This window comes from Mycolicibacterium wolinskyi, assembly GCF_002101965.1.
GTDB lineage: Bacteria > Actinomycetota > Actinomycetes > Mycobacteriales > Mycobacteriaceae > Mycobacterium > Mycobacterium wolinskyi.
The window spans coordinates 580980-601699 of sequence record NZ_LQQA01000033.1; the positions used below are offsets into that span (position 1 = coordinate 580980).

Genomic DNA, 20720 nt, shown 5'->3' on the forward strand with positions numbered 1-20720 from the left:
AGCGTCAAGTCAGCCTTCTCTGTCTCATGAGCAGCGACTTCGCGACAGCCCGTCGCGCGTACGATCCGTCGATCGTGATCATCGGGGCCGGCTTTGCTGGGGTTGCGATGGCTCACCGGCTGATGAAGGACGGTTTCACGAACTTCGTCATACTGGAGAAGGATGCAGACATCGGGGGTGTTTGGCGTGACAACACCTACCCGGGAGCGGCCTGTGACGTGCCGTCTGCGTTGTACTCGCTCTCCTACCAGCCCAATGCCCGCTGGTCACGGCGATATGCCGAGCAACCCGAGATACTCGAGTACCTCCAACGACTCGTGAAGAGTAGTGGCGGACTGGACGCACATCTACGCACAGAGACCGAAGTTGTCGACCTGAGCTTCGATGAGCAGTTCGGGCGTTGGACCCTGGCTACGAACTCGAACGAGACAATAACCTGCGATGTCGTCGTGTCGGCTGTGGGTCAGCTCTCCTTGCCCTACATACCCGATATTGCCGACGCAGACTCCTTCCAGGGGCCGCGCTTTCATTCGGCACGTTGGGACCGATCGGTGTCGCTTCGCGGCAAGCGAGTCGCCGTCATCGGCACAGGAGCAAGTGCCATCCAATTCGTGCCACACATCGCCCGGGAGGCGGAGCATGTCACTCTGTACCAGCGTACGGCTCCGTGGATTCTCCCGAAATGGGACAGCACATATCGAGGCCGTCACCACAGGGTGAGCGAATTATTGCCGATGGCGCTGCGCCTCGAGCGTTTCGCGGTATGGCTCATTTTCGAGTTGCTCGCTGTGACGCTAGTCGACGCGAAGCCCCTCTCACGGGTCCTCGGTGTGATCGCGCGCCACCACCTACATCGGCAGGTCGCCAGCCGCTCTCTGCGCGAGCAATTAACGCCTTCCGACGCGCCAGGGTGCAAGCGAGTGCTGTTCTCGAATGACTACTATCCAGCAGTCGCGAGTGATCGCGTGTCGTTGGTGCCGAACGCGATTGCAAAACTCTGCGACAAGGGTGTCACGACCGAGGACGGCGAATTTCGTCCTACAGATGTCGTGATCTACGGAACCGGGTTTCGCGCCACCGATTTCCTCGCCCCGATGTCCGTGCGCGGCTCCCACGGAGTCTCCTTGGCCGAGGTGTGGAAGGCCCAGGCGTACGCATATCTGGGCATCGCTGTCCCCATGTTCCCGAACCTGTTCCTGCTTTATGGTCCTAACACGAATGTGGGCTCGGGGTCGATCCTCTACATGATCGAGTCACAAGTTCGTCACATCGCAACGCTCATCAAGGTCGTGGCTGCCCATCCAGGTCATGCGATCGATGTGAAGTCAGAGATTGCGCAGCGTTACAACACGCGCTTGAAACGGCGACTAGGGAGGTCGGTGTGGGCGCTCTGTGCGAGCTGGTATCGGACCTCGAGTGGGGAAATCCCGACGAACTGGCCGGGCCCTACCTTCATCTACCGACTCCTCACCCGTAATCCGCGAAGCAGCGATTACGTCTTGAGAAAGGTTGGGCCCCTAGCGGTAAAAGGCAGTTCCGAATGGAAGCTGTTGCGTCGCCGCAGCGCTCAGGGCCCCGAGGCGCAAACTTGACCACTTAGATCGAGATTGTCCAGATCTTGACATTAATCGAACACTTGTAAAGACTAGTGGCAACGCCTGTCAGAGCGGCCAAGTGTCCAGGAGGAGCAACCATGACGAATCATCTTCTCGCGCCTGCGCGCCACACGAAGGAGCGGTTGTCCTCTGTGATCATGGTTCCCGCGCCTGACGCCGTCGACGACAGATGGCGTCGATGGAGCCGTGGTTGGCCGGTTCGTGAACTGTCACCAGTACCCGCGGGAAGTGGGTTGAAAGCTATCCGGGGGGACGCGGGACTGCCCTTGGTGGGTCACACACTCGACTACATCCGATTCGGCTCGGATTTCAGTCGGGAGCGTTACGACCGTCTGGGTTCGGTGTCGTGGATGGGCGCGTTCGGCACCAAGATGGTGGTCATCGCCGGCCCGGACGCTACTCGCGAGGCATTCACGAGCGAATCCAAGGCATTCTCTCAGGACGGCTGGTCCTTCCTGATCGACGCCTTCTTCCATCGCGGTTTGATGCTCATGAGCTTCGACGAGCACCTGATGCACCGGCGCATCATGCAAGAGGCGTTTACGCGTCCCCGCCTGACCGGATATGTCGAACAGGTGACCCCACGCGTTCGCACGGCAGTGCCCGCGTGGCCGGTGGGTCCGTCGGTTCGCATCTACCCACTGCTGAAGGAACTCACCCTCGACATAGCCACTGACGTCTTCATGGGCGGCCGCGGTAAGGACGAGAGCGATGCTGTCAACAAGGCGTTCGTCGCCACGGTCCGGGCGGCGAGTTCCCTTGTGCGTGTTCCCCTTCCGGGAACCAGATTCCGCGCTGGTGTGCGAGGCCGGCGCGTCTTGGAGGACTACTTCTTCCGGCATCTGCCGGCCGCGCGAGCCGGCGAGACGAACGATCTGTTCGCTGCTCTATGTCAAGCCACCACCGAGGACGGGGAGCGGTTTTCCGACGAGGACGTGGTGAATCACATGATCTTCCTGATGATGGCGGCCCACGACACATCGACGATCACCACCACTGCGGTTGCCTATTTCCTTGCCAAGTATCCGGAGTGGCAGGAGGCAGCGGCTGCGGAAGCCGAGGCCGTCGGTGACGGGTTGCCAGACATCGAAGCCCTGGAGAAGATGACGGTTATCGACCTTGTGCTCAAGGAAGCGCTCAGACTGCTTGCACCTGTTCCGCTGGTGATGCGCAAGACGGTTCGAGATGTCGCCATCGACGGATATCACATCCCCGCGAACACGTTGTGCGCCATAACGCCCGCCGTGAATCACTTCGATCGGAAGATCTGGAGTGATCCGGACCGGTTCGATCCCTCACGTTTTGGCGAGCCTCGGCGTGAGGACCAACACCACCGATTCGCCTGGGTACCGTTCGGTGGTGGAGCGCACAAGTGCATTGGCATGCAGTTCGGGACCCTCGAGGTCAAAGCAATCCTGCACAGGATGCTGCGTTCGTTCACCTGGACGGTTCCGCAGAACTACCACATCCGGTGGGACAACACCTCGCTGCCCATTCCGGTGGACGGACTTCCGTTGGAGATGAAGCGCCGATGACCTTTGGCCACAGGCGCTACCTCGATCCCACGGAGTTCCTTGACTGGCAACACGATTCGGTGCGTGACTTCACATCATCGGCCATCCGTGGTGCCTGCGGCGACACCGAGAAGGCGATGGCCATCTTCACCGCGGTCCGTGACTCCATTTGGTACGACCCGTACACGGTGACCGACAACCCGCACGCCTATCGCGCCAGCACCGTCGCAACCGCAGAACGAGCCTACTGCATCCCGAAGGCCGTGCTCCTGACTGCAGCGTGCCGAGCGGCGGGAATCCCGGCGCGGCTGGGGTTCGCCGATGTCCGAAACCACTTCCAGACCAAGACATTGCGCGAGCGTATGGGTGGTACCGACGTTTTCGTCTATCACGGTTACAGTCTCATGCTTCTCAACGGTGCATGGGTCAAGGCGACCCCGGCGTTCAATCGGGAGTTGTGCGCACGGTTCGGTGTCTCGCCCATCGACTTCGACGGGCGTAGCGACGCGCTGCTGCACGGGTTCACCGGGGACGGCACCCAGCACATGGAATATCTCCGTGACCGTGGAGCCTACGACGATCTACCCCTAGCGGACATCGTGCAGGCTTTGAGAACGCACTACGGAACATTCATCGACCAGCCGAACAGCCGTCCCGACCTCTTCGCCTGAAAGGGCCCTTCACCATGCAAAGCACCATGCAAAATGTTCCTCTCACGGTGTCGGCGATTGTGCAGCATGCGGCAGCCATACACGGTGACAGCGAGGTCATCACTCCGACCGGAGATGGGTATCGCAGAACGCCCTACCGTAGTCTGCTGGCGCGAGTGGCTCGCCTTGCCAATGCGCTGCGCAGCCTTGGCATCACGGCAGACCAACGCGTGGCCACCTTCCAGTGGAGCAACCAAGAGCATCTGGAGGCCTACTGTGCGATTCCGTCCATGGGAGCGGTCCTGCACACGCTCAACATTCGTTTGGCCCCGGAGCAACTCGCGTACATCGCCAACCACGCGTGCGATCAGATCGTCCTCGTCGACGCTTCGGTTGCCCCGTTGTTGGCGCGCGCGCTCCCAGCGATGGCGTCGGTGCACACCGTCATCGTTACCGGAGAGGGCGACCTTGCCCCGCTACAGGGATGCGGGAAGACGGTTCTGCGTTACGAGGAAGTGCTTGCCAGTCAGGAAGAGTCATTTGACTGGCCTGAGCTCGACGAGCTGTCGGCCGCGGCCATGTGTTACACGAGCGGCACCACCGGAGATCCCAAGGGCGTCGTCTACAGCCACCGTTCGACGTACCTTCACTCCCTGGCCGCCTGCACAGCTAACGCGTTGTCAGTCAGCGAGGCCGACCGTGTGCTGGCCATCGTCCCGATGTTTCACGCCAATGCCTGGGGGCTTATCTACGCCGCGTTGATGTCCGGCGCGGATTTGGTGCTTCCCGACCGGTTTCTCCAGGCCGAGCCGTTGGTGTCGATCATCGAAGACACCAGGCCGACCGTAGCCGGTGCAGTGCCGACGATCTGGAACGATGTCGACCGATATCTGGATTCGCACCCTGGGCGGGACATTTCTTCGCTACGGCTGGTGGCGTGCGGGGGATCTGCTGTTCCGCTTTCCTTGATGCGGGCGTTCGAAGAGAAGTACAACGTGCCCATTGTGCAGGCATGGGGGATGACCGAAACCTCTCCGCTGGCGACCGTTGCACGTCCGGCTCGCGGAGCCGACACGCGACGATGGGAGATGCGCGCATCCCAGGGCCGGCCGATCTGCGGTGTCGAAATCCGGTTGCGGGACGACGACGGGAAACCCGTGCCGTGGGACGGTCGGTCAGTTGGGGAAATTCAGGCGCGCGGCCCTTGGATCACCGGTTCTTATTTCGGAGACAACGATACGGAGAAGTTCGACGACGGATGGTTGCGTACCGGTGATGTGGGCAGGATCGACGCCGAGGGCTATCTGACCCTGACCGACCGCTCGAAAGACGTCATCAAGTCAGGTGGCGAATGGATCTCCTCGGTCGAGCTGGAGAACGCGCTGATCGGGCACCCTGCCGTGTACGAAGCGGCGGTGGTCGGCGTCGCGGACGATAGGTGGCAGGAACGGCCGTTGGCGCTTGTCGTCATCCACCCAGGAACCGACGTTGACATTGACCAACTCCGATCGTTCCTTTCGGGCAAAGTCGCCAAATGGTGGGTTCCTGAGCGATGGAGCTTCGTGTCCGATATTCCGCGGACGAGCGTCGGAAAGTACGACAAAAAGGCCATCCGTGCGCGCCACGCTGCCGGCGAATACCTCATCAAAATCGAAACGCAATAACGTCGAATCCCTGGAATTTCAACAGTCGGAAGGTAATCATGTCGTCCCCAATCTCTCCCTGGATGAATGCAGAATTACTCGAGCTTCGTGATCTCGCTTCGAAGTTCTTCTCGGCCGAATTGGCGCCGCATGCGCAACGCTTTGCCGACCAGCACCACGTCGACCGAGAACTGTGGAACCGAGCGGGCGAGCTGGGATTGCTCTGCATGTCCGTACCCGAGGAATACGGCGGAGGGGGCGGAACTTTCGCGCACGAAGCGGTCGTGCTCGAAGAGCAGGCCCGCATCGGTGACAGCTCATGGGGTGCGGGACTGCACAGCGGAATCGTCGCCCACTATATCCTGCATTACGCGACTGAAGAGCTGCGCGCGCAGTGGCTTCCCAAGATGGCGTCCGGTGAAATGATCGGGGCGATAGCCATGACGGAACCGGGGACTGGGTCCGATCTGCAGAGCGTCAAGACAAAAGCCATCCTGGACGGTGACGAGTACGTAGTCACCGGCTCCAAGACTTTCATCACCAACGGCCAACAGGCCGACCTCATCATCGTTGTTGCCAAGACAGATCCGAGCCAGGGCGCTGCGGGCATCTCTTTGATCGCCGTCGAGGCTGACCGGCCCGGATTCCGGCGGGGCAAGGTTCTCGACAAGATCGGCCAACGCGGCCAGGACACCTCCGAGTTGTTCTTCGACGACGTGAGAGTTCCGCGCTCGCATCTACTGGGCCAGGCTGAGGGACAGGGCTTCATTCAGCTGATGACGCAGCTGCCACAAGAGCGACTCATCGTCGCGGTGGGAGCTGTCGCATCGATGGAACTCGCCCTGGAGCAGACGCTCAAATACACGCGTGAGCGGGAGGCGTTTGGTCGGCCCGTCTTCGGCTTCCAGAACACCAAATTCACCTTGGCGGAAGCTGCGACTGAAACGCGCATCGCGCGAGTATTCCTCGACTACTGCATCGACCTGCACCTTGCGGGTCAACTCGACGTGCAGACCGTCGCCATGGCGAAGTGGTGGACCACGGAGCGAGCGATGAAGGTGCTCGATGACTGTATGCAGCTTCACGGCGGATATGGCTACATGACCGAGTACCCCATCTCCAGATTGTGGGTGGATCAGCGCGTGCAAAAAATTTATGCCGGCACGAACGAGGTGATGAAGGAAATCATCTCGCGTTCCCTATGACTCAGATAAGTTGCCGTCTGCACGTTAGTCACTTGGAGGAGGATTGATGGCATCGATAGTGGTGCCGTATCGCCACGACATGGGCGGCCATTGCGGATCGGGCGCTCTTCGGGATTTGACCGAATGGGCGGGGGTCCGTTGGGGTGGACACACCCCGGACGAAGGTACCGTGTTTGCGCTCGGCGGGGCCCTCGACTTCTCGTATGTTCGCTCGGCGCACCTAAATCCACCGATCTACCTCGTTGGACGCAGCGCGGACCTCGAAGACGAATACTTGACCCGGTTGGGTGCGCGCTTCGAGTGCCGCTCGACAGACGACCCCGATCTCGGTTGGAAATGGGTGACCGAACAGATCGATGCCGGTACCCCGGTCATGGTGTGGACTGACATCGCCGAATTGCCCTATCTGAGAACGCGTCTGAGTATGAGCCGACACGATGTCGTGATCGTCGGGTACGACGACGACGAGGAACTCGCGTTCGTAGTCGATAACGATCGCGATGTACCTCAAGCCGTGCCTTATGAGAATTTGCGAAAGGCACGCGCATCGACGGGATTTCCCGTCCCCACGCGGCACACCACCTACGTGGTCGAGTGGCCCAGCGCGGCACCAGATCTCGGCAATGCTGCCCGGTCGGCCTTCCGTAGGTCTGCGGACGCGATGCAGGGTTCGTTTGTGAGCGCGCCGATTACCGAGGGCTCCGATTGTGAATCTCAGGCGCGTGGATTATCAGGTGTGTCGACGTTTGTGGAGGACCTCAAGGGGTGGCCGGAGATCTTTGACGACGACACCCTCGACGGTGCCTTGTTTGCGCTGAGCGCCTTCATCGAAAAGGCCGGAACCGGAGGCGGTCTTTTCCGAGATCTGCAGGCACGCGGATGTCGGCGCGTCGCTGAAGAGTTGGGTTTCGAACCTGCGTTCCGAGCAGCGGAGGCTGCGAAGACCGCATCTAAGCTGTGGACCGCTGTCGCGCGAACGGCTTACGAACGCGGTGCACATCCGCGCCGGCGAGCGAGTGGCGCGGCCTGTCTCGCTGCGCAGTTGCCGCAAGCCGAACGTCGACTCGCGCAGGCGCTGAGGGAGGCAGGAAATCTACTCCTATGAATGCAGGTTACCTGCGGTGGAAATCAAACTGGGTGCGACCCAACGGAATTTTTCTTGAGTGCTTGGACTGCGTCAACCAGAATGGAGATTCACGATGGCTGTCTTCGCTGATGCGGAAGAGGTTTACCGCTACCTCGCCGGAATCTTTCGACGAGGGTTGGAGAACGAAGACCTTGCGAACAGACTTGCCGGGTCCGGGGTGGTGTTGCGGATTCATTACACCGATCCAGATGCGGTAGTAACCGTGGATATGCCGAAGAGGGTGATAGAGACCGGCGCGGACAGCGGCGTTACACCGAATGTCGAATTGTTCATGTCCGCGGATACCGGTAACAGGTTCTGGTTGGGGAAGGTGAACTTGACCATGGCGATGGCCAAAGGAACGGTACGAGCGAAAGGTCCTGTCACGAAACTGATCAAGCTAATTCCGCAGGCGAAAAACCTTTTTCCAGAATATCGGGCAATCCTCGAAGCCGACAAGCGTCACGACCTGCTCGATGTGTGATGCCAGTCCGGTACGAGCCCGGGTGCGGGCGAGTGGTCGCCGCGGCCTACGGCGACATGTCGGGAGACATACAGGACGAGTTCTTGTGACCGTGCGCAGTCGGGATAACTACTTCAGAAGCGTCATTAGATAGAAGGGACTTCAGCATGAAGACACGTGCCGCTGTTTTGTGGGGCTTGGAGCAGAAGTGGGAGGTCGAAGAAGTCGAGTTGGATCCGCCAGGTCCCGGGGAGGTCCTCGTGCGGCTGGCGGCCACCGGCTTGTGTCATTCCGACGAACATCTGGTCACCGGCGACCTCCCGATCCCATTGCCGGTAGTAGGGGGCCATGAGGGTGCTGGCACAGTCGCGGAGTGCGGCGAAGGGGTTGAGGATCTGTCCGAAGGTGATCCTGTCATCTTGACCTTCCTCCCCTCGTGTGGGCGCTGCTCCTACTGCGCGCGCGGCATGGGCAATCTCTGTGATCTGGGAGCGGCGCTGATGATGGGACCGCAGGTCGACGGCACCTATCGCTTTCACGCACGAGGCGAGGACGTCGGGCAGATGTGTTTGCTCGGAACGTTTTCCGAGTACACAGTGGTGCCGCAGGCATCCGTGGTCAAGATTGACGGCGGAATCCCTCTCGATCGGGCAGCGTTGATCGGTTGCGGCGTCACGACCGGCTACGGATCTGCGGTGCGGACTGGGGAGGTGCGCGCCGGGGACACCGTCGTGGTAGTGGGAGCAGGCGGAATCGGAATGAATGCGATTCAGGGCGCGCGAATCGCGGGGGCGCTGGCAATTGTGGCGGTCGATCCGGTGGAGTTCAAACGAGAGCAAGCGAGCGGGTTCGGCGCGACGCATACCGCCGCCTCGATGGATGAAGCTTGGTCGCTAGTCAGCGATATGACGCTGGGCAAGCTGGCCGATGTCTGCATCCTCACCACTGATGTGGCTGAGGCCTCTTATACCGCCGAAGCGCTGGCCTTGGTCGGAAAGCGCGGACGCGTCGTGGTTACGGCCATCGGGCATCCCGACGAGTCGTCGATCTCAGGGTCACTGCTGGAGATGACGCTTTACGAAAAGCAGATTCGTGGCGCCTTATATGGCTCATCTAATGCGCCACACGATATTCCGCGGCTGGTCGAGCTTTACTCGGCCGGGCGGTTGAAGCTCGACGAGTTGGTCACCCGCGAATACTCCCTCGACCAAATCAATGAGGGCTACCAGGATATGCGTTCAGGAAAAAACATCCGAGGGCTCGTCCGGTTCTGAAGAGAACCATGCTTCACTTCTCATGTTCACGTCCTTGCGCCGCTGCAGATTACACGCCGCCGGACCGCTTAGGCTGCTGCGCGTCGCGTCCTCCTTGCCCATCCTGAGGACGGCAAGCATCAGCCACCTTGTAATCAATCCATCAAATTCTCGCGGAGGCTGAGATGACGGACGCAGGCACGACCACGGCATGCGAGGATGGGGCAGCTCGTTTCGTTGTCGCCCCGAAGGTGTGGACTACGCCGGAGCGACGAGCGCTGAGTCAAATGGCGCGGTCTTTCGTCGAACGTGAAATCGCGCCGAAGCTAGCGGAATGGGAGCGGGTGGGTGAGATCCCGCGCGACCTGCACCTCAACGCTGCCGAGGTCGGGCTTCTCGGAATCGGGTTCCCGGAAGAAGTCGGCGGCAGCGGCGGCAACGCGATTGACTCTGCACTGGTCACTGAGGCCATCCTGGCCGCAGGTGGGTCCACTGGCGTCTGCGCCGCCTTGTTCACCCATGGCATTGCCCTTCCCCACATTGCCGCCAATGGCTCCGAAGTCCTGATTGAACGATATGTCCGTCCGACGCTCGCAGGAAAGATGATCGGCTCGCTGGGCGTTACCGAGCCTGGGGCAGGCTCAGATGTCGCGAATTTGCGCACACGCGCAGTGCGCGATGGCGACACCTACGTGGTCAACGGAGCAAAGACGTTCATCACCAGCGGAGTTCGGGCGGACTTCGTTACTACGGCGGTACGCACCGGCGGACCGGGTTACGGGGGAGTTTCATTGCTCGTGATCGACAAGAATTCGTCTGGATTTGAAGTGTCCCGCCGGTTGGACAAGATGGGGTGGCGATGTAGCGACACCGCCGAGTTGTCTTTCGTCGACGTTCGCGTACCGGCTGAGAACCTGGTGGGGGCAGAGAACAGCGGGTTTTTGCAGATCATGCAGCAATTTCAGGCTGAACGGCTCGGCATCGCTGTCCAGGCGTACGCGACGGCGGATAGGGCTCTCGATCTCGCCAAGAGTTGGGCGCGGGAGCGTGAAACGTTCGGTAGACCGTTGACGGGGCGCCAGGTCATTCGCCATAAGCTTGCCGAGATGGCTCGACAGGTCGACGTGGCGTGCACCTACACCCGTGCTGTCATGCAGAGGTGGCTAGCAGGGGAGGATGTCGTTGCCGAGGTGTCGATGGCCAAGAACACCGCTGTGTATGCGTGCGACTACGTGGTCAACGAGGCGGTTCAGATCTTCGGTGGGATGGGCTACATGCGTGAGTCTGAGATCGAGAGACACTATCGAGACTGCCGGATTCTCGGAATAGGCGGCGGCACCAACGAAATCATGAACGAGATCATCGCCAAGCGTATCGGACTCTAGTTACTTGATCTCAGTAAAGAAAGTTCTCACATCGCTGGCAGTGAGCGGTCTGCTGTTCCGGCCGGGGAGGCGCGAGCGCCGGCATGGTCGAGGCTAGACCTGACTCGTTTGCCCACGGTGAGGTCATCGATTGTGTACGAGTGGGCCAGCAAGTCAGCGCCGGCCGCGACGGTCGATCGTATGTGTGGCCTGGACTTCTTGGGGGCGGCGGACGGGAGCGCCAGCGGACGGTAGCCGTCCCCGGTTGATGTCGCGGAAACGCATTTGGCGGCTTGACCGTCGATTTGACTCGCGCTCCACCGCTTCGTCAGTCGACTCGTAGGCTGATGGTATGAGCGTCGCAATGGTGGAACGTGCGCGGTCGTTGGCCGAGGAGCAGATTGCCGGCCTTGGGCGGCGCTGGGAGCATGTGCAGGCTGTCGCGGCGACAGCGGAGAGGATACGGCCGCATCTGGACGCGGAGGCCGGTGATTGTCTCGTGGCCGCGGCATGGACACATGACATCGGTTACGGGCCGGATGTGCGGGCAACGGGATTTCACCCGCTGGACGGAGCACGGTTTCTGCGCTCGCAGGGCTTCCCGGAACTGGTGGTGTCGTTGGTGGCGTTCCATTCCGGCGCTGCAGTGGAAGCAGTGATGCGAGGCATTGATGGGCTGGCTGAGTTCACTGAGCCAGCGGCCGAGGTGCTGGATGCGTTGACGTTCTGCGATTTGACGAGCGGACCCGACGGTTCGCCGGTGTCCGCTGCTGTACGTCTAGACGAGGTGGTCAATCGCTACGGACCCGATGATCCGGTGCACCGTGCGGTCAGTTTGTCGCGTGAGGACTTGCTGGCCGCGGTGCGTCGCGTGCAATCGTGGCAGTGAAACCGGCCTGTCTACCCGAGGTAGGGCGTGGGCCGCTGGTCCAGATAATGGGTGATGCGTAGCCGCATCGAGGGGTGCATGTCCAAAGCCGCGATATCGACGGGGTCGGTCCAGGCGATGTCAATGCTTTCGTGGTCGATGGCGAGCTGGCCACCTAGTACGGTCGTAGTGAAGCACAGCGAGAACTGTTGACGTACTTCACCATCGGTGAACGCAACGACGTGCGCAGGGTCGGTGTAGATACCGCTCAAGCCGGCGACGGCCACGTCCAGACCGGTCTCCTCTTTGACTTCACGTACTGCGGTCTGCTCGATCGTTTCACCGATGTCATGGCCACCTCCGGGCAGTGCCCACAACGTGTTGTCACGTCGCTTAACCAGCAGGATGCGGCCCTGTTCGTCGGTGACGATCGCGGACGCTGACGGAACGACGCTGTTGGGGGTCGGTGCGTCGGGATCGTTGTAGTAGTCGGTGCGCGCCATCAGCAGTCCTTTCTTCTTACGACGTGGGTAGTGGCTCTGCCTGGTCCCAGACTCGGGTGAATGCGTCCTCAAATGTTGTCCAGAGTCGTGGTTCGTCGGAGCGGGAGAAGACCATAACCGGGTTGTTGCGCCCCGGTGAGCCGTAGACGTGGAAGTTGACGATCATGTCGTCATCGACCCGGAAGATCGACGTATAGAGGGTCGTTTGATGCGTTCGCACCTGCAGACCCGACGTCTGCAGGTGCGGTGTGAGCAACTCGACAGAGTTGCGGCTCCGAGCGATCACGGAGTTACCGATTCCTTCCTCTTGACCCCGGAGGACCATGTTTTCCCCTCTCGGGTCACCTACCAGAAAGCGCACCTGTGCGCCGCGCTTCGCGGCGTCGACCAAGGTGGTCGTGAATCCGTCGAGGGTGTCGAACAAGAATGTGGCCGCGAAGACGAGGATATCGATTGACGTCCTGGCGCTGGCAAAGTGATTCTGCCACAGGGTAATTGGTACTTGCGTGCGAGTGGCGTAGAACGTCGGCCTGAAGGTGATCGCAGTCGCCGAGGCAGAGCGACCACCAGTCAGGTCGGCCGGGAATTGCGTTGGCCACAGCTCGTGTGGCGTGCATTCCAACACGTCAGCGGCAGCCTGTGCATTGACGCGTTGAACTTTCCAGTCAGCATCGGCCAGCCAGCGTCCCACCGTCTTCTCGGTGACGTCGATCAGTCCGGCGAGTTTGCGTGCATTGATGCCTTTGACACGTATCGCTCGTTCCAACGCGATATTCCGCACCGTGGTGGCTGCGGCGTCGCCGTCATCTGCGTGCACCACCCGATTCCCCTCCCTGTGCTGGTCAACTGGTCGGTTGAGCCTGCATGGACACGATTTTTGCATAAGGCCATGTCAGAGGTCGGCGCAACCGATGCAGACATGGACCGGTCACGAACGTGCCCGTCGATGTCCGAGGCCGTGTCCGACATGTCTGAGGTGTCTCGCGGTGGCCCTGTCGGTGTCCGTCGTGTCCGCGTGTAGTGGTGCTAGCGCTCACCTGGGCGCGACTCAACCACAGGAAAAGGACTGAGAATCAATGAAACTCAAGATTGACACCGCGGCGGTGTCATGGATGTGCACGAAAACCGCTGAAGCACGTACAGATTTCGAGACCGGTCAACCCAAGGTCGATAAGACTACCGGGTTGGTGCTCTGGCAGGTCCAGTTGATGGCCCTGGATTCGGACGGTGCAGAGGTGTTGACGGTGACCGTCCCGGGTGAACCGAAAGTCACTGTGGGACAGCAGGTCACGGTCGTCAACCTTGTGGCGACACCGTGGAATCAGAACGGTCGGGCGGGTGTCGCGTATCGGGCTGATGCGATCACCGTCTCTGAGGGCAAGTCCGCTGGACCGCGCCAGTAAATCTCCGCCGTGCCCGCCCGGCCATCCGTGCCGATTGGTTGAACCGCTCTCGGAATGAGATGGCCGGTCGGGTTTCCCGCTCCCCGTATTACTTTTCGTGAGAGTCAGGACACGATGTCGAACACTTCAAATAGTAAGAACAGCAACAAAAATGATGGATCAGACGACTGGATCGGCGAACTGCTGGTCGACATCGTCACCGGTATCGCGCATCTGCTGGGCTGGGGACTGCGTTTCCCATTGCTCGGCGTACCGGTCGTGATCACGTGTGGTGTTGGCATCTGGCAGGGCCTGAACATCGCGATGTTCACCTTGGCCGGATTCATCGCCGCCAACATGGTCTGGGCGGTCCTGGATGAGACGACGTTTGAGCAGTACGTGATCAACCCGCCGTATCACTATTTCCAGCGCTGGTCTCGCTACGAACGGTCCTGGTCGCGGGTCTGCGCCATGCACGGACTTACCGCGAAACATGGTGACCGCGAGCATGTCCCGGCGCTGCGGACCATCGGCATCGGCCACGACGTCGACGTTCTCGATGTCACGATCGTGACCGGCCAGTCAATCACCCACTGGCACAAGCAAACCGAAGCCCTCGCTGCAGCCTGGCGCGCACAACGGGTAACAATCACCGCTACCACACCCGGTCAGATTCGGGTCACAGTGATGCGTGCCGATGTGCTGGCCGAGCCGATCGCACTGCCGCTGCCCACACCGACCACACCCGTGGAATTGGCGGCAATCGGTGCAGGTGCCACCGAAAGCGGCGACCTGTGGCAGGTGCCTGTACTCGGTCATCACGTCCTGATCGCGGGAGCCTCCGGAGCCGGCAAAGGGTCGGTGCTGTGGTCGCTGATCGCCGGCCTGGCCCCCGACGTGCGGACCGGCAAAGTGCGGCTGTGCGTGATCGACCCCAAAGGGGGCATGGAACTAAGTGCGGGGGCACCCATGTTCACCGCCTTCACCCACGATGCCACCGGCACCACCGTGGAGCTGCTGCGCACCCTGGTCGACGTGATGAACGAACGAGCGCACCGCCTCCGCGGTCGCACCCGCCTGCACACACCGACTGTGGCGGAGCCGTTGTTCGCGGTGGTGATTGACGAACTGGCCGCTCTCACCGCCTACGTCACTGACCGAAAAATCCGGATCGAGATCGAGCACCTCCTCGGACTGCTGCTGTCACAGGGCCGGGCCGTCGGCATCTCGGTGATCGCGGCGATCCAAGACCCCGCCAAAGACACCCTGCCGGTACGCCAGCTCTTCACTGTCCGGGTCGGCTTGCGGCTGACCGAGGCCACCCAAACAACCATGGTCTTGGGCCAGGGCGCGCGTGACGGCGGGGCGGTATGCGAGGACATCGACGACCGCACACCCGGCGTGGGCTACGTGATGATCGACGGCACCGCACAACCCACACGGGTGCGGGCCTTCTACGTCACTGATCCTGACATCGCCGCTCTGGTCCGCACCTTTCATGCACCCCGGCCGCGTCGACGCAACGCGACGGGCAACGACAGCACCGGCACCGAGGACCAGGGGTAAACGATGGCCACCCCAGATGCTCTATCGAATGGACAGGATTGGTACCCGGCCATCACGCTGCCGGGTATCCCGACAACGCCCGGCATCGCCATCGACGTCGATGCGGTGATCAGTCAGATGGTGCGGCGCGCTTCCACGGCAGGGTTCGATCAGTGGTGGCGGCGCGCCGAATCGGTCGGGTTCTGCGCCCACCCCATCCAACTGGCCGGCGTTGACCGCTTCGGGCGTGCGCAGGTGGTGTGGACCCGCTGCAACAACCGCCGCGCCCACATCTGCCCATCGTGTTCGGACCTCTATGCCCGGGACACCTGGCAGCTGGTGCATGCCGGCGCCGCCGGTGGCCACCACCACGTCCCCGCCAGTGTCAGTGCCCGTCCGCAGGTGTTCCTGACCTTGACCGCGCCGAGCTTCGGGCCGGTGCATGGCGCTACCGGCACCGTCTGCCGCGAGTACCGCAACGCCGGCCAATCCGAACGGTGCGCGCATGGGAACCTGTTGTGGTGCAATCACATTCACGACCGCACTGATTCACTTGTCGGGCAGCCCCTGTGCGGACCCTGCTACGATTACCTGTCCCACGTGCTGTTCAGCTGGCACCTGCCCGAACTGTGGCGACGCTTCACCATCTCCCTGCGCCGCGCGGTTCGGCAGGAACTAAATGCCCGAGGTCTTGATCCGGATTCGGTGCGAGTCAGTTTCGTCAAAGTCGTCGAAATGCAAGCCCGCGCTGTCCCGCACATCCACGCCCTCATTCGCCTCGACCCCTCCGACGACGACACGACGTCATCGGGTGAGCCGAAGAGTTACGGCCGCGCCGCCTCCGGTGGTGCGGAGCCCCGTCATCTGACCGGACCCCGATGGCAGTCACCGATCACGGCCACGGCATTGGCGGGCATCATTCATCGCGCCGCCGGCGGCATCGCGATCACCGTCCCAGACCCGCACCGCGCGGTTGCTGGTCACATCATTCACACTTCCTGCGATGAGGACACCGCCGGGGTCGCCGTGCGGTTCGGCAGTCAGATCGACACTCAATCGCTGGCCGCCGAATCATCCGTCATCCATGATGATTCAGATGCCGGCCCGGCCAGCGGGTTGTCTGCGCGCCGCGTGGCCCGCTACCTCGCCAAATACGTCACCAAAAGCCTGCAGGACTTCGGGATCGCCGCCCGCCGCCTGTCTACCGAAGCCATTGCCGCCCTTGATGTTACCGAGCACATCCGGTCCATACTGTTCGCGATCGCCGCTCTCGATCACCACGCCGCCACCAATACCACGCGCGAGTCGCCGTGGACCGGGATAGGCCGCTGGCTACACACCCTGGGCTACCGCGGCCACATCACCACCAAATCCCGCCACTACTCGACCACCATGACAGCACTACGTATCCACCGTGCCGAATGGACCCGCGCCCAAAACGCCAAACCCGCAGCAGCGCAACATGATCAGACGGACATCGCAGACCAGATTGGATGGGAATTCGATCGTGCTGGTCATGCTACGACGGGCGACCGAGTCCTGGCTGTTTCAGCGAGCCTGCGACATATCGAGAGCAGACGCACCGGATTGGTGGAGGTCCGCGACCAGCAATCGGATCGACGGAGGCGCCGTGATGATTGACAGCTCCACCACCGGGCACCCTCATTCTGAAGGCGGCGACCAAGTCAGTGCTCGGATTTTGTCAGAGGGAGGTGCTGAAATTGTGGTGCCCGAAGACTATGCCCTCCCGTGCGAAGCCAACCGCGCCCTGATCCGCGTAATACTGGCCGTACGGGACCGGACGCTCGGAGGAGACAGGGGAGTCGCGTGACCATCAGGTTCGCCTTTTATGGCCGAGTAAGCACCGAGGACGCTCAAGATCCGGAGGCGAGCCGTAGTTGGCAAAAGCGACGGGCAGTCGATCTGATCGCTCCGCACGGGGGAGTTGTCGTTGCTGATTACTTCGATGTGGGCCAGAGCCGTTCTCTCCCGTGGAAGCGCAGGCCTGAGGCCTCGCGACTCCTCGCTGATGTCACGACCAGAGACCGTGGCTTCGATGCCGTGGTGATCGGGGAACCGGCCCGTGCCTTCTATGGGCCGCAGTTCGCGCTCACTTTCCCGGTGCTCACGCACTACGGCGTGGGCCTATGGGTGCCGGAGGTCGGCGGCGCGGTTGATCCCGGCTCCGAAGCGCACGACTTGGTGATGACGCTTTTCGGCGGGATGAGCAAGGGCGAGCGTGCACGAATCCAGGTGCGCGTCCGTACGGCGATGTCCGCTCTCGCGCAGGACACGTCCCGATATCTCGGTGGTCGACCACCGTATGGTTACCGGCTCGTCGACGCTGGCCCGCACCCGAACCCTGCAAAAGCGAATCTTGGCCAGCGCCTTCACCGCCTCGAACCCGATCCGGTGACCGCTCCGATCGTCGAGCGGATCTACCGCACATATGCCGATGGCGCTGGCCTGCGGTACATCGCGCAGCAGCTCACCGACGATTGCGTACCGTCGCCGAGCCAGTATGACCCGGCCCGGAATAGTCACCGCGATCCGCGCGGATGGTCCCATTCGGCGATCCGCGCGATTCTCGACAACCCTGCCTATCGTGGTGTCCGCGTGTGGGGCAAGCAGGAGAAGTACGAGGTCCTGGTCGACCCCGATGACGTCGCCGCGGGGTATGACACGCGAATGCGATGGCGGAACGAGGGGGACTGGATCACCCCGGACCGGCGGACGCACGAGGCCTTGGTTTCCGATGAACTGGCGGAGGCGGTTCGACTTCGGATGCAGAGCCGGCGGGGTCCGGGACTTGTATGCAGCAGGGAATCGACTGTGCCGTACGCGCTGCGTGGGCTGCTCTACTGCGCCGCGTGCGGAAGGCGTATGCAGGGCGCAGCCCGTCCAGGGAAGCAAACAACGCGCATTCTCTATCGCTGCGAGTTCGGTAAGTCGCGTTCGGTACCTGTCGATCTGAGCGATCACCCGCGCACTGTCTACCTTCGTGAGGACGCGTTGACGCCTCGGCTCGACAGCTGGATTGCCAGTCTTGCAAATCCCGATGACCTGGCGCGGGGGCAGGACATGCATCCGACTGCAGGGGCCGGCTACGCGGCTCTGCAGCGCCAACTAGGCGAGGTGAATCGCAAGATCGCCGCCTTGGTCAGCGCGGTGGAATCTGGTGTGGCGGTTGAGGATTTGAGTGCGGCGTTGCAACGGCGCACCGCTGAACGTGACGAGTTGAGGGCCAGTCTTGAGCGAGCAGAGCGGCCGAGTGTTATGTCGGCAACACAGATCAGCGAGCTGGTCGAACAGCTGGGTGGGTTATCGGCTGTGCTTGGCGAGGCTACCGGGGCCGAACGCGCCGAGGTGTACGCGAGCCTGGGGCTCCGCCTTGATTACGATCCGCATCTGCGACAAGTCAAGGCGACGGCCGATCTGAGTCGTGTCGCCGGATGTGTCCGAGGGGGGACTTGAACCCCCACGCCCGTTAATAGGGCACTAGCACCTCAAGCTAGCGCGTCTGCCATTCCGCCACTCGGACCTGCGAACCAACCTTGCGGGTTGGGCGCCTAAGGCTATCGGATGGAGGGCCCGGAACCCAAACCAGCCCAGCTCTCGCCGTCGACTCCGCCCCGAAGCGCACGCCAGTGGTACGAATGGTGACTGTGACTGTCCCGGCGGCTAGTGCGGACGAGGTCGTCGATCTCGTCAGCGCACTCATCAGGTTCGATACGTCCAACACCGGTGATCCGGCGACCACCAAGGGTGAGGCGGAGTGTGCCCAGTGGGTGGCCGAAAAGCTGCAGGAGGTCGGCTACCAGACCGAATACATCGAATCCGGCGCGCCGGGCCGCGGTAACGTGTTTGCCCGATTGCCCGGGTCCGACCCGTCGCGCGGTGCGCTCATGGTGCACGGGCATCTCGACGTCGTGCCTGCCGAGCCGGCGGACTGGAGCGTGCACCCGTTCTCGGGCGCGGTCAAGGACGGTTACGTGTGGGGCCGCGGCGCGGTCGACATGAAGGACATGGTCGGCATGTCGATCGCGGTGGCCCGGCATTTCAAACGGGCGGGCATCGTGCCGCCGCGTGACCTGGTGTTCGCGTTCATCGCCGACGAGGAGCACGGCGGCACGTACGGGGCCAACTGGCTGGTCGACAACCGGCCCGATCTGTTCGAGGGTGTCACCGAGGCGATCGGTGAGGTCGGCGGCTTCTCGCTCACGGTGCCGCGCAAGGACGGCGGCGAACGGCGGCTCTACCTCATCGAGACGGCCGAGAAGGGCCTGTCCTGGATGCGGCTGTCGGCCCGCGGGCGCGCAGGCCACGGGTCGATGGTGCACGACGACAACGCCGTCACGGCGATCGCGGGTGCGGTCGACCGGCTCGGCCGCCACCAGTTCCCGCTCGTGCTCAATCCGGCGGTCGAGCAGTTCCTGACCGCGGTGGCCGAGGAAACCGGGTATACGTTCGACGTGGACTCCCCGGATCTGGAGGGCACGATCGCCAAACTCGGCGGGGTGGCCCGGATCGTGTCGGCGACACTGCGCGACACCGCCAACCCGACCATGCTCAAAGCCGGGTACAAGGCCAACGTCATACCGGCGTCGGCCGAGGCGGTCGTGGACTGCCGCGTGTTGCCCGGTCGCAAGGAGGCCTTCGAGCGCGAGGTCGACGAGCTGATCGGGCCGGACGTCACGCGCAGTTGGGAGCGGGACCTGCCGTCGTATGAGACGACATTCGACGGCGACCTCGTCGACGCGATGAACGAGGCCGTGCTGGCGCTCGACCCCGACGCCCGCATCGTGCCGTACATGCTGTCCGGTGGGACCGACGCCAAGTCGTTCCAGCGGTTGGGGATTCGATGCTTCGGGTTCGCGCCGCTGCGCCTGCCGCCGGACCTCGACTTCGCCGCGCTGTTCCACGGTGTGGACGAGCGCGTGCCGGTCGATGCCCTGCAATTCGGGGCGAACGTTCTGGAACACTTTCTCAAGAACTGCTGACGACACGACTGACGACACGAAGGGAAGCACATGAGCCGTCCTGACCCCTACGCGAATCTGCCGCAACTCCCGAGCTTCACCCTCACATCCGAATCGGTCACCGACGGGCAGCCGCTCGGCAACGACCAGGTCAGCGGCATCATGGGCGCCGGCGGGTCGGACATCTCGCCGCAGCTCAGCTGGTCGGGTTTCCCGGCCGAGACCAAGAGCTTCGCGGTGACGGTCTACGACCCGGACGCGCCGACCGCGTCGGGCTTCTGGCACTGGGCGGTCGCCGATCTGCCTGCCACGGTCACCGAGCTCCCCGCAGGCGCGGGCGACGGCAGCCCGCTGCCCGGCGGTGCGGTCACCCTGGCCAATGACGCGGGCCAGAAGCGCTTCATCGGCGCCGCGCCGCCGGCCGGGCACGGCCCGCACCGCTACTACATCGCCGTGCACGCGCTCGACGTGGACAAGCTCGATCTGCCCGACGGCGCCACCCCGGCCTACCTCGGCTTCAACCTGTTCGGCCACGCGATCGCCCGCGCCGTCATCCACGGCACCTATGAACAGAACTGACCAGAAGTAACCTCACCCCACACCGCGAGC

General features: G+C 62.3%; 18 protein-coding genes and 1 tRNA gene. 16 read left to right on the forward strand and 3 right to left on the reverse strand.

Going from position 1 to position 20720, the window contains the following annotated elements:
- Window positions 1-26 precede the first annotated feature (26 nt).
- The 10 genes from AWC31_RS32960 (at window position 27) to AWC31_RS33005 (ending at window position 11723) form a co-directional block, all read left to right on the forward strand.
- Window positions 27-1592 (forward strand): flavin-containing monooxygenase, encoded by a 1566-nt coding sequence (locus AWC31_RS32960; RefSeq protein ID WP_085149491.1) that lies wholly within the window; start codon window positions 27-29, stop codon window positions 1590-1592.
- Between the two features lie 101 nt (window positions 1593-1693).
- On the forward strand, window positions 1694-3151 hold the full coding sequence (locus AWC31_RS32965; protein ID WP_085149494.1) for a cytochrome P450: 1458 nt from the start codon (window positions 1694-1696) through the stop codon (window positions 3149-3151).
- Window positions 3148-3801, forward strand: coding sequence for a transglutaminase-like domain-containing protein (locus tag AWC31_RS32970; protein WP_085149497.1), 654 nt, complete (start codon window positions 3148-3150; stop codon window positions 3799-3801). The genes AWC31_RS32965 and AWC31_RS32970 overlap by 4 nt, the downstream gene beginning before the upstream one ends.
- A 26-nt stretch (window positions 3802-3827) precedes the next feature.
- On the forward strand, window positions 3828-5444 hold the full coding sequence (locus AWC31_RS32975; protein ID WP_110775401.1) for a fatty acid--CoA ligase: 1617 nt from the start codon (window positions 3828-3830) through the stop codon (window positions 5442-5444).
- Window positions 5445-5482: 38 nt separating this feature from the next.
- A complete protein-coding gene (locus AWC31_RS32980; RefSeq protein WP_085149503.1) occupies window positions 5483-6628 on the forward strand; it encodes an acyl-CoA dehydrogenase family protein in 1146 nt (381 codons plus the stop codon).
- Window positions 6629-6674: 46 nt separating this feature from the next.
- Complete coding sequence (locus AWC31_RS32985; protein ID WP_085149506.1) at window positions 6675-7733, forward strand: BtrH N-terminal domain-containing protein; 1059 nt, start codon at window positions 6675-6677, stop codon at window positions 7731-7733.
- A 94-nt stretch (window positions 7734-7827) separates the two neighbouring features.
- Window positions 7828-8238 (forward strand): SCP2 sterol-binding domain-containing protein, encoded by a 411-nt coding sequence (locus tag AWC31_RS32990; protein ID WP_083080110.1) that lies wholly within the window; start codon window positions 7828-7830, stop codon window positions 8236-8238.
- A 146-nt stretch (window positions 8239-8384) separates the two neighbouring features.
- The gene (locus AWC31_RS32995; RefSeq protein ID WP_083080112.1) at window positions 8385-9491 is read left to right on the forward strand and encodes an NDMA-dependent alcohol dehydrogenase; all 1107 of its coding nucleotides are present in this window, start codon (window positions 8385-8387) and stop codon (window positions 9489-9491) included.
- A gap of 164 nt (window positions 9492-9655) precedes the next feature.
- Window positions 9656-10855, forward strand: coding sequence for an acyl-CoA dehydrogenase family protein (locus AWC31_RS33000; RefSeq protein ID WP_083080113.1), 1200 nt, complete (start codon window positions 9656-9658; stop codon window positions 10853-10855).
- Window positions 10856-11186: 331 nt separating this feature from the next.
- Complete coding sequence (locus AWC31_RS33005) at window positions 11187-11723, forward strand: HD domain-containing protein (RefSeq protein WP_085149509.1); 537 nt, start codon at window positions 11187-11189, stop codon at window positions 11721-11723.
- An 11-nt stretch (window positions 11724-11734) separates the two neighbouring features.
- Here the strand turns inward: AWC31_RS33005 and AWC31_RS33010 are convergent, their stop codons facing one another.
- Together AWC31_RS33010 and AWC31_RS33015 are read right to left on the reverse strand one after the other, a co-directional pair.
- Window positions 11735-12205: an NUDIX hydrolase gene (locus AWC31_RS33010; protein ID WP_085149512.1), complete on the reverse strand. Its 471-nt coding sequence runs from the start codon at window positions 12203-12205 to the stop codon at window positions 11735-11737.
- 16 nt (window positions 12206-12221) lie between these two features.
- The gene (locus tag AWC31_RS33015; protein WP_085149950.1) at window positions 12222-13022 is read right to left on the reverse strand and encodes a phospholipase D-like domain-containing protein; all 801 of its coding nucleotides are present in this window, start codon (window positions 13020-13022) and stop codon (window positions 12222-12224) included.
- A 259-nt stretch (window positions 13023-13281) separates the two neighbouring features.
- Between AWC31_RS33015 and AWC31_RS33020 the strand changes: the two genes are divergently transcribed.
- The 4 genes from AWC31_RS33020 to AWC31_RS33035 all read left to right on the forward strand — a co-directional run bounded on the left by AWC31_RS33020 (window position 13282) and on the right by AWC31_RS33035 (window position 18606).
- Window positions 13282-13608 carry an SCO3933 family regulatory protein gene (locus tag AWC31_RS33020; protein WP_085149514.1) on the forward strand — a complete coding sequence of 109 codons (327 nt, stop codon included), beginning with the start codon at window positions 13282-13284 and terminating at the stop codon, window positions 13606-13608.
- A gap of 114 nt (window positions 13609-13722) precedes the next feature.
- A complete protein-coding gene (locus AWC31_RS33025) occupies window positions 13723-15153 on the forward strand; it encodes an FtsK/SpoIIIE domain-containing protein (protein WP_085149517.1) in 1431 nt (476 codons plus the stop codon).
- A gap of 3 nt (window positions 15154-15156) precedes the next feature.
- Window positions 15157-16773 carry a replication initiator gene (locus tag AWC31_RS33030; protein WP_085149520.1) on the forward strand — a complete coding sequence of 539 codons (1617 nt, stop codon included), beginning with the start codon at window positions 15157-15159 and terminating at the stop codon, window positions 16771-16773.
- A 186-nt stretch (window positions 16774-16959) separates the two neighbouring features.
- Window positions 16960-18606, forward strand: a complete 1647-nt coding sequence (locus AWC31_RS33035; RefSeq protein ID WP_085149523.1) for a recombinase family protein — start codon at window positions 16960-16962, stop codon at window positions 18604-18606.
- Here the strand turns inward: AWC31_RS33035 and AWC31_RS33040 are convergent.
- A tRNA-Leu gene (locus tag AWC31_RS33040) sits at window positions 18588-18673 on the reverse strand. The two genes, AWC31_RS33035 and AWC31_RS33040, sit on opposite strands and share 19 nt — an antisense overlap.
- Before the next feature lie 115 nt (window positions 18674-18788).
- On the opposite strand from AWC31_RS33040, the gene AWC31_RS33045 reads away from it, so the two are divergent.
- Entirely contained in the window at window positions 18789-20132 is a 1344-nt protein-coding gene (locus AWC31_RS33045; protein WP_085149526.1) for a M20/M25/M40 family metallo-hydrolase, read from the forward strand.
- A 30-nt stretch (window positions 20133-20162) separates the two neighbouring features.
- Window positions 20163-20690, forward strand: a complete 528-nt coding sequence (locus AWC31_RS33050; RefSeq protein WP_067858885.1) for a YbhB/YbcL family Raf kinase inhibitor-like protein — start codon at window positions 20163-20165, stop codon at window positions 20688-20690.
- Window positions 20691-20720: the final 30 nt, after the last annotated feature.

Excerpts from the sequence above, each read along its gene's own strand:
- AWC31_RS33020 (WP_085149514.1), top strand. The coding sequence starts at position 13,282 with ATGAAACTCAAGATTGACACCGCGGCGGTGTCATGGATGTGCACGAAA.
- AWC31_RS33010 (WP_085149512.1), bottom strand. The coding sequence starts at position 12,205 with ATGGCGCGCACCGACTACTACAACGATCCCGACGCACCGACCCCCAAC.
- AWC31_RS33000 (WP_083080113.1), top strand. The coding sequence starts at position 9,656 with ATGACGGACGCAGGCACGACCACGGCATGCGAGGATGGGGCAGCTCGT.
- AWC31_RS32995 (WP_083080112.1), top strand. The coding sequence starts at position 8,385 with ATGAAGACACGTGCCGCTGTTTTGTGGGGCTTGGAGCAGAAGTGGGAG.
- AWC31_RS32970 (WP_085149497.1), top strand. The coding sequence starts at position 3,148 with ATGACCTTTGGCCACAGGCGCTACCTCGATCCCACGGAGTTCCTTGAC.
- AWC31_RS32985 (WP_085149506.1), top strand. The coding sequence starts at position 6,675 with ATGGCATCGATAGTGGTGCCGTATCGCCACGACATGGGCGGCCATTGC.
- AWC31_RS32980 (WP_085149503.1), top strand. The coding sequence starts at position 5,483 with ATGTCGTCCCCAATCTCTCCCTGGATGAATGCAGAATTACTCGAGCTT.
- AWC31_RS33005 (WP_085149509.1), top strand. The coding sequence starts at position 11,187 with ATGAGCGTCGCAATGGTGGAACGTGCGCGGTCGTTGGCCGAGGAGCAG.
- AWC31_RS32990 (WP_083080110.1), top strand. The coding sequence starts at position 7,828 with ATGGCTGTCTTCGCTGATGCGGAAGAGGTTTACCGCTACCTCGCCGGA.
- AWC31_RS33050 (WP_067858885.1), top strand. The coding sequence starts at position 20,163 with ATGAGCCGTCCTGACCCCTACGCGAATCTGCCGCAACTCCCGAGCTTC.
- AWC31_RS33030 (WP_085149520.1), top strand. The coding sequence starts at position 15,157 with ATGGCCACCCCAGATGCTCTATCGAATGGACAGGATTGGTACCCGGCC.
- AWC31_RS33025 (WP_085149517.1), top strand. The coding sequence starts at position 13,723 with ATGTCGAACACTTCAAATAGTAAGAACAGCAACAAAAATGATGGATCA.
- AWC31_RS33045 (WP_085149526.1), top strand. The coding sequence starts at position 18,789 with ATGGTGACTGTGACTGTCCCGGCGGCTAGTGCGGACGAGGTCGTCGAT.
- AWC31_RS32960 (WP_085149491.1), top strand. The coding sequence starts at position 27 with ATGAGCAGCGACTTCGCGACAGCCCGTCGCGCGTACGATCCGTCGATC.
- AWC31_RS32975 (WP_110775401.1), top strand. The coding sequence starts at position 3,828 with ATGCAAAATGTTCCTCTCACGGTGTCGGCGATTGTGCAGCATGCGGCA.
- AWC31_RS32965 (WP_085149494.1), top strand. The coding sequence starts at position 1,694 with ATGACGAATCATCTTCTCGCGCCTGCGCGCCACACGAAGGAGCGGTTG.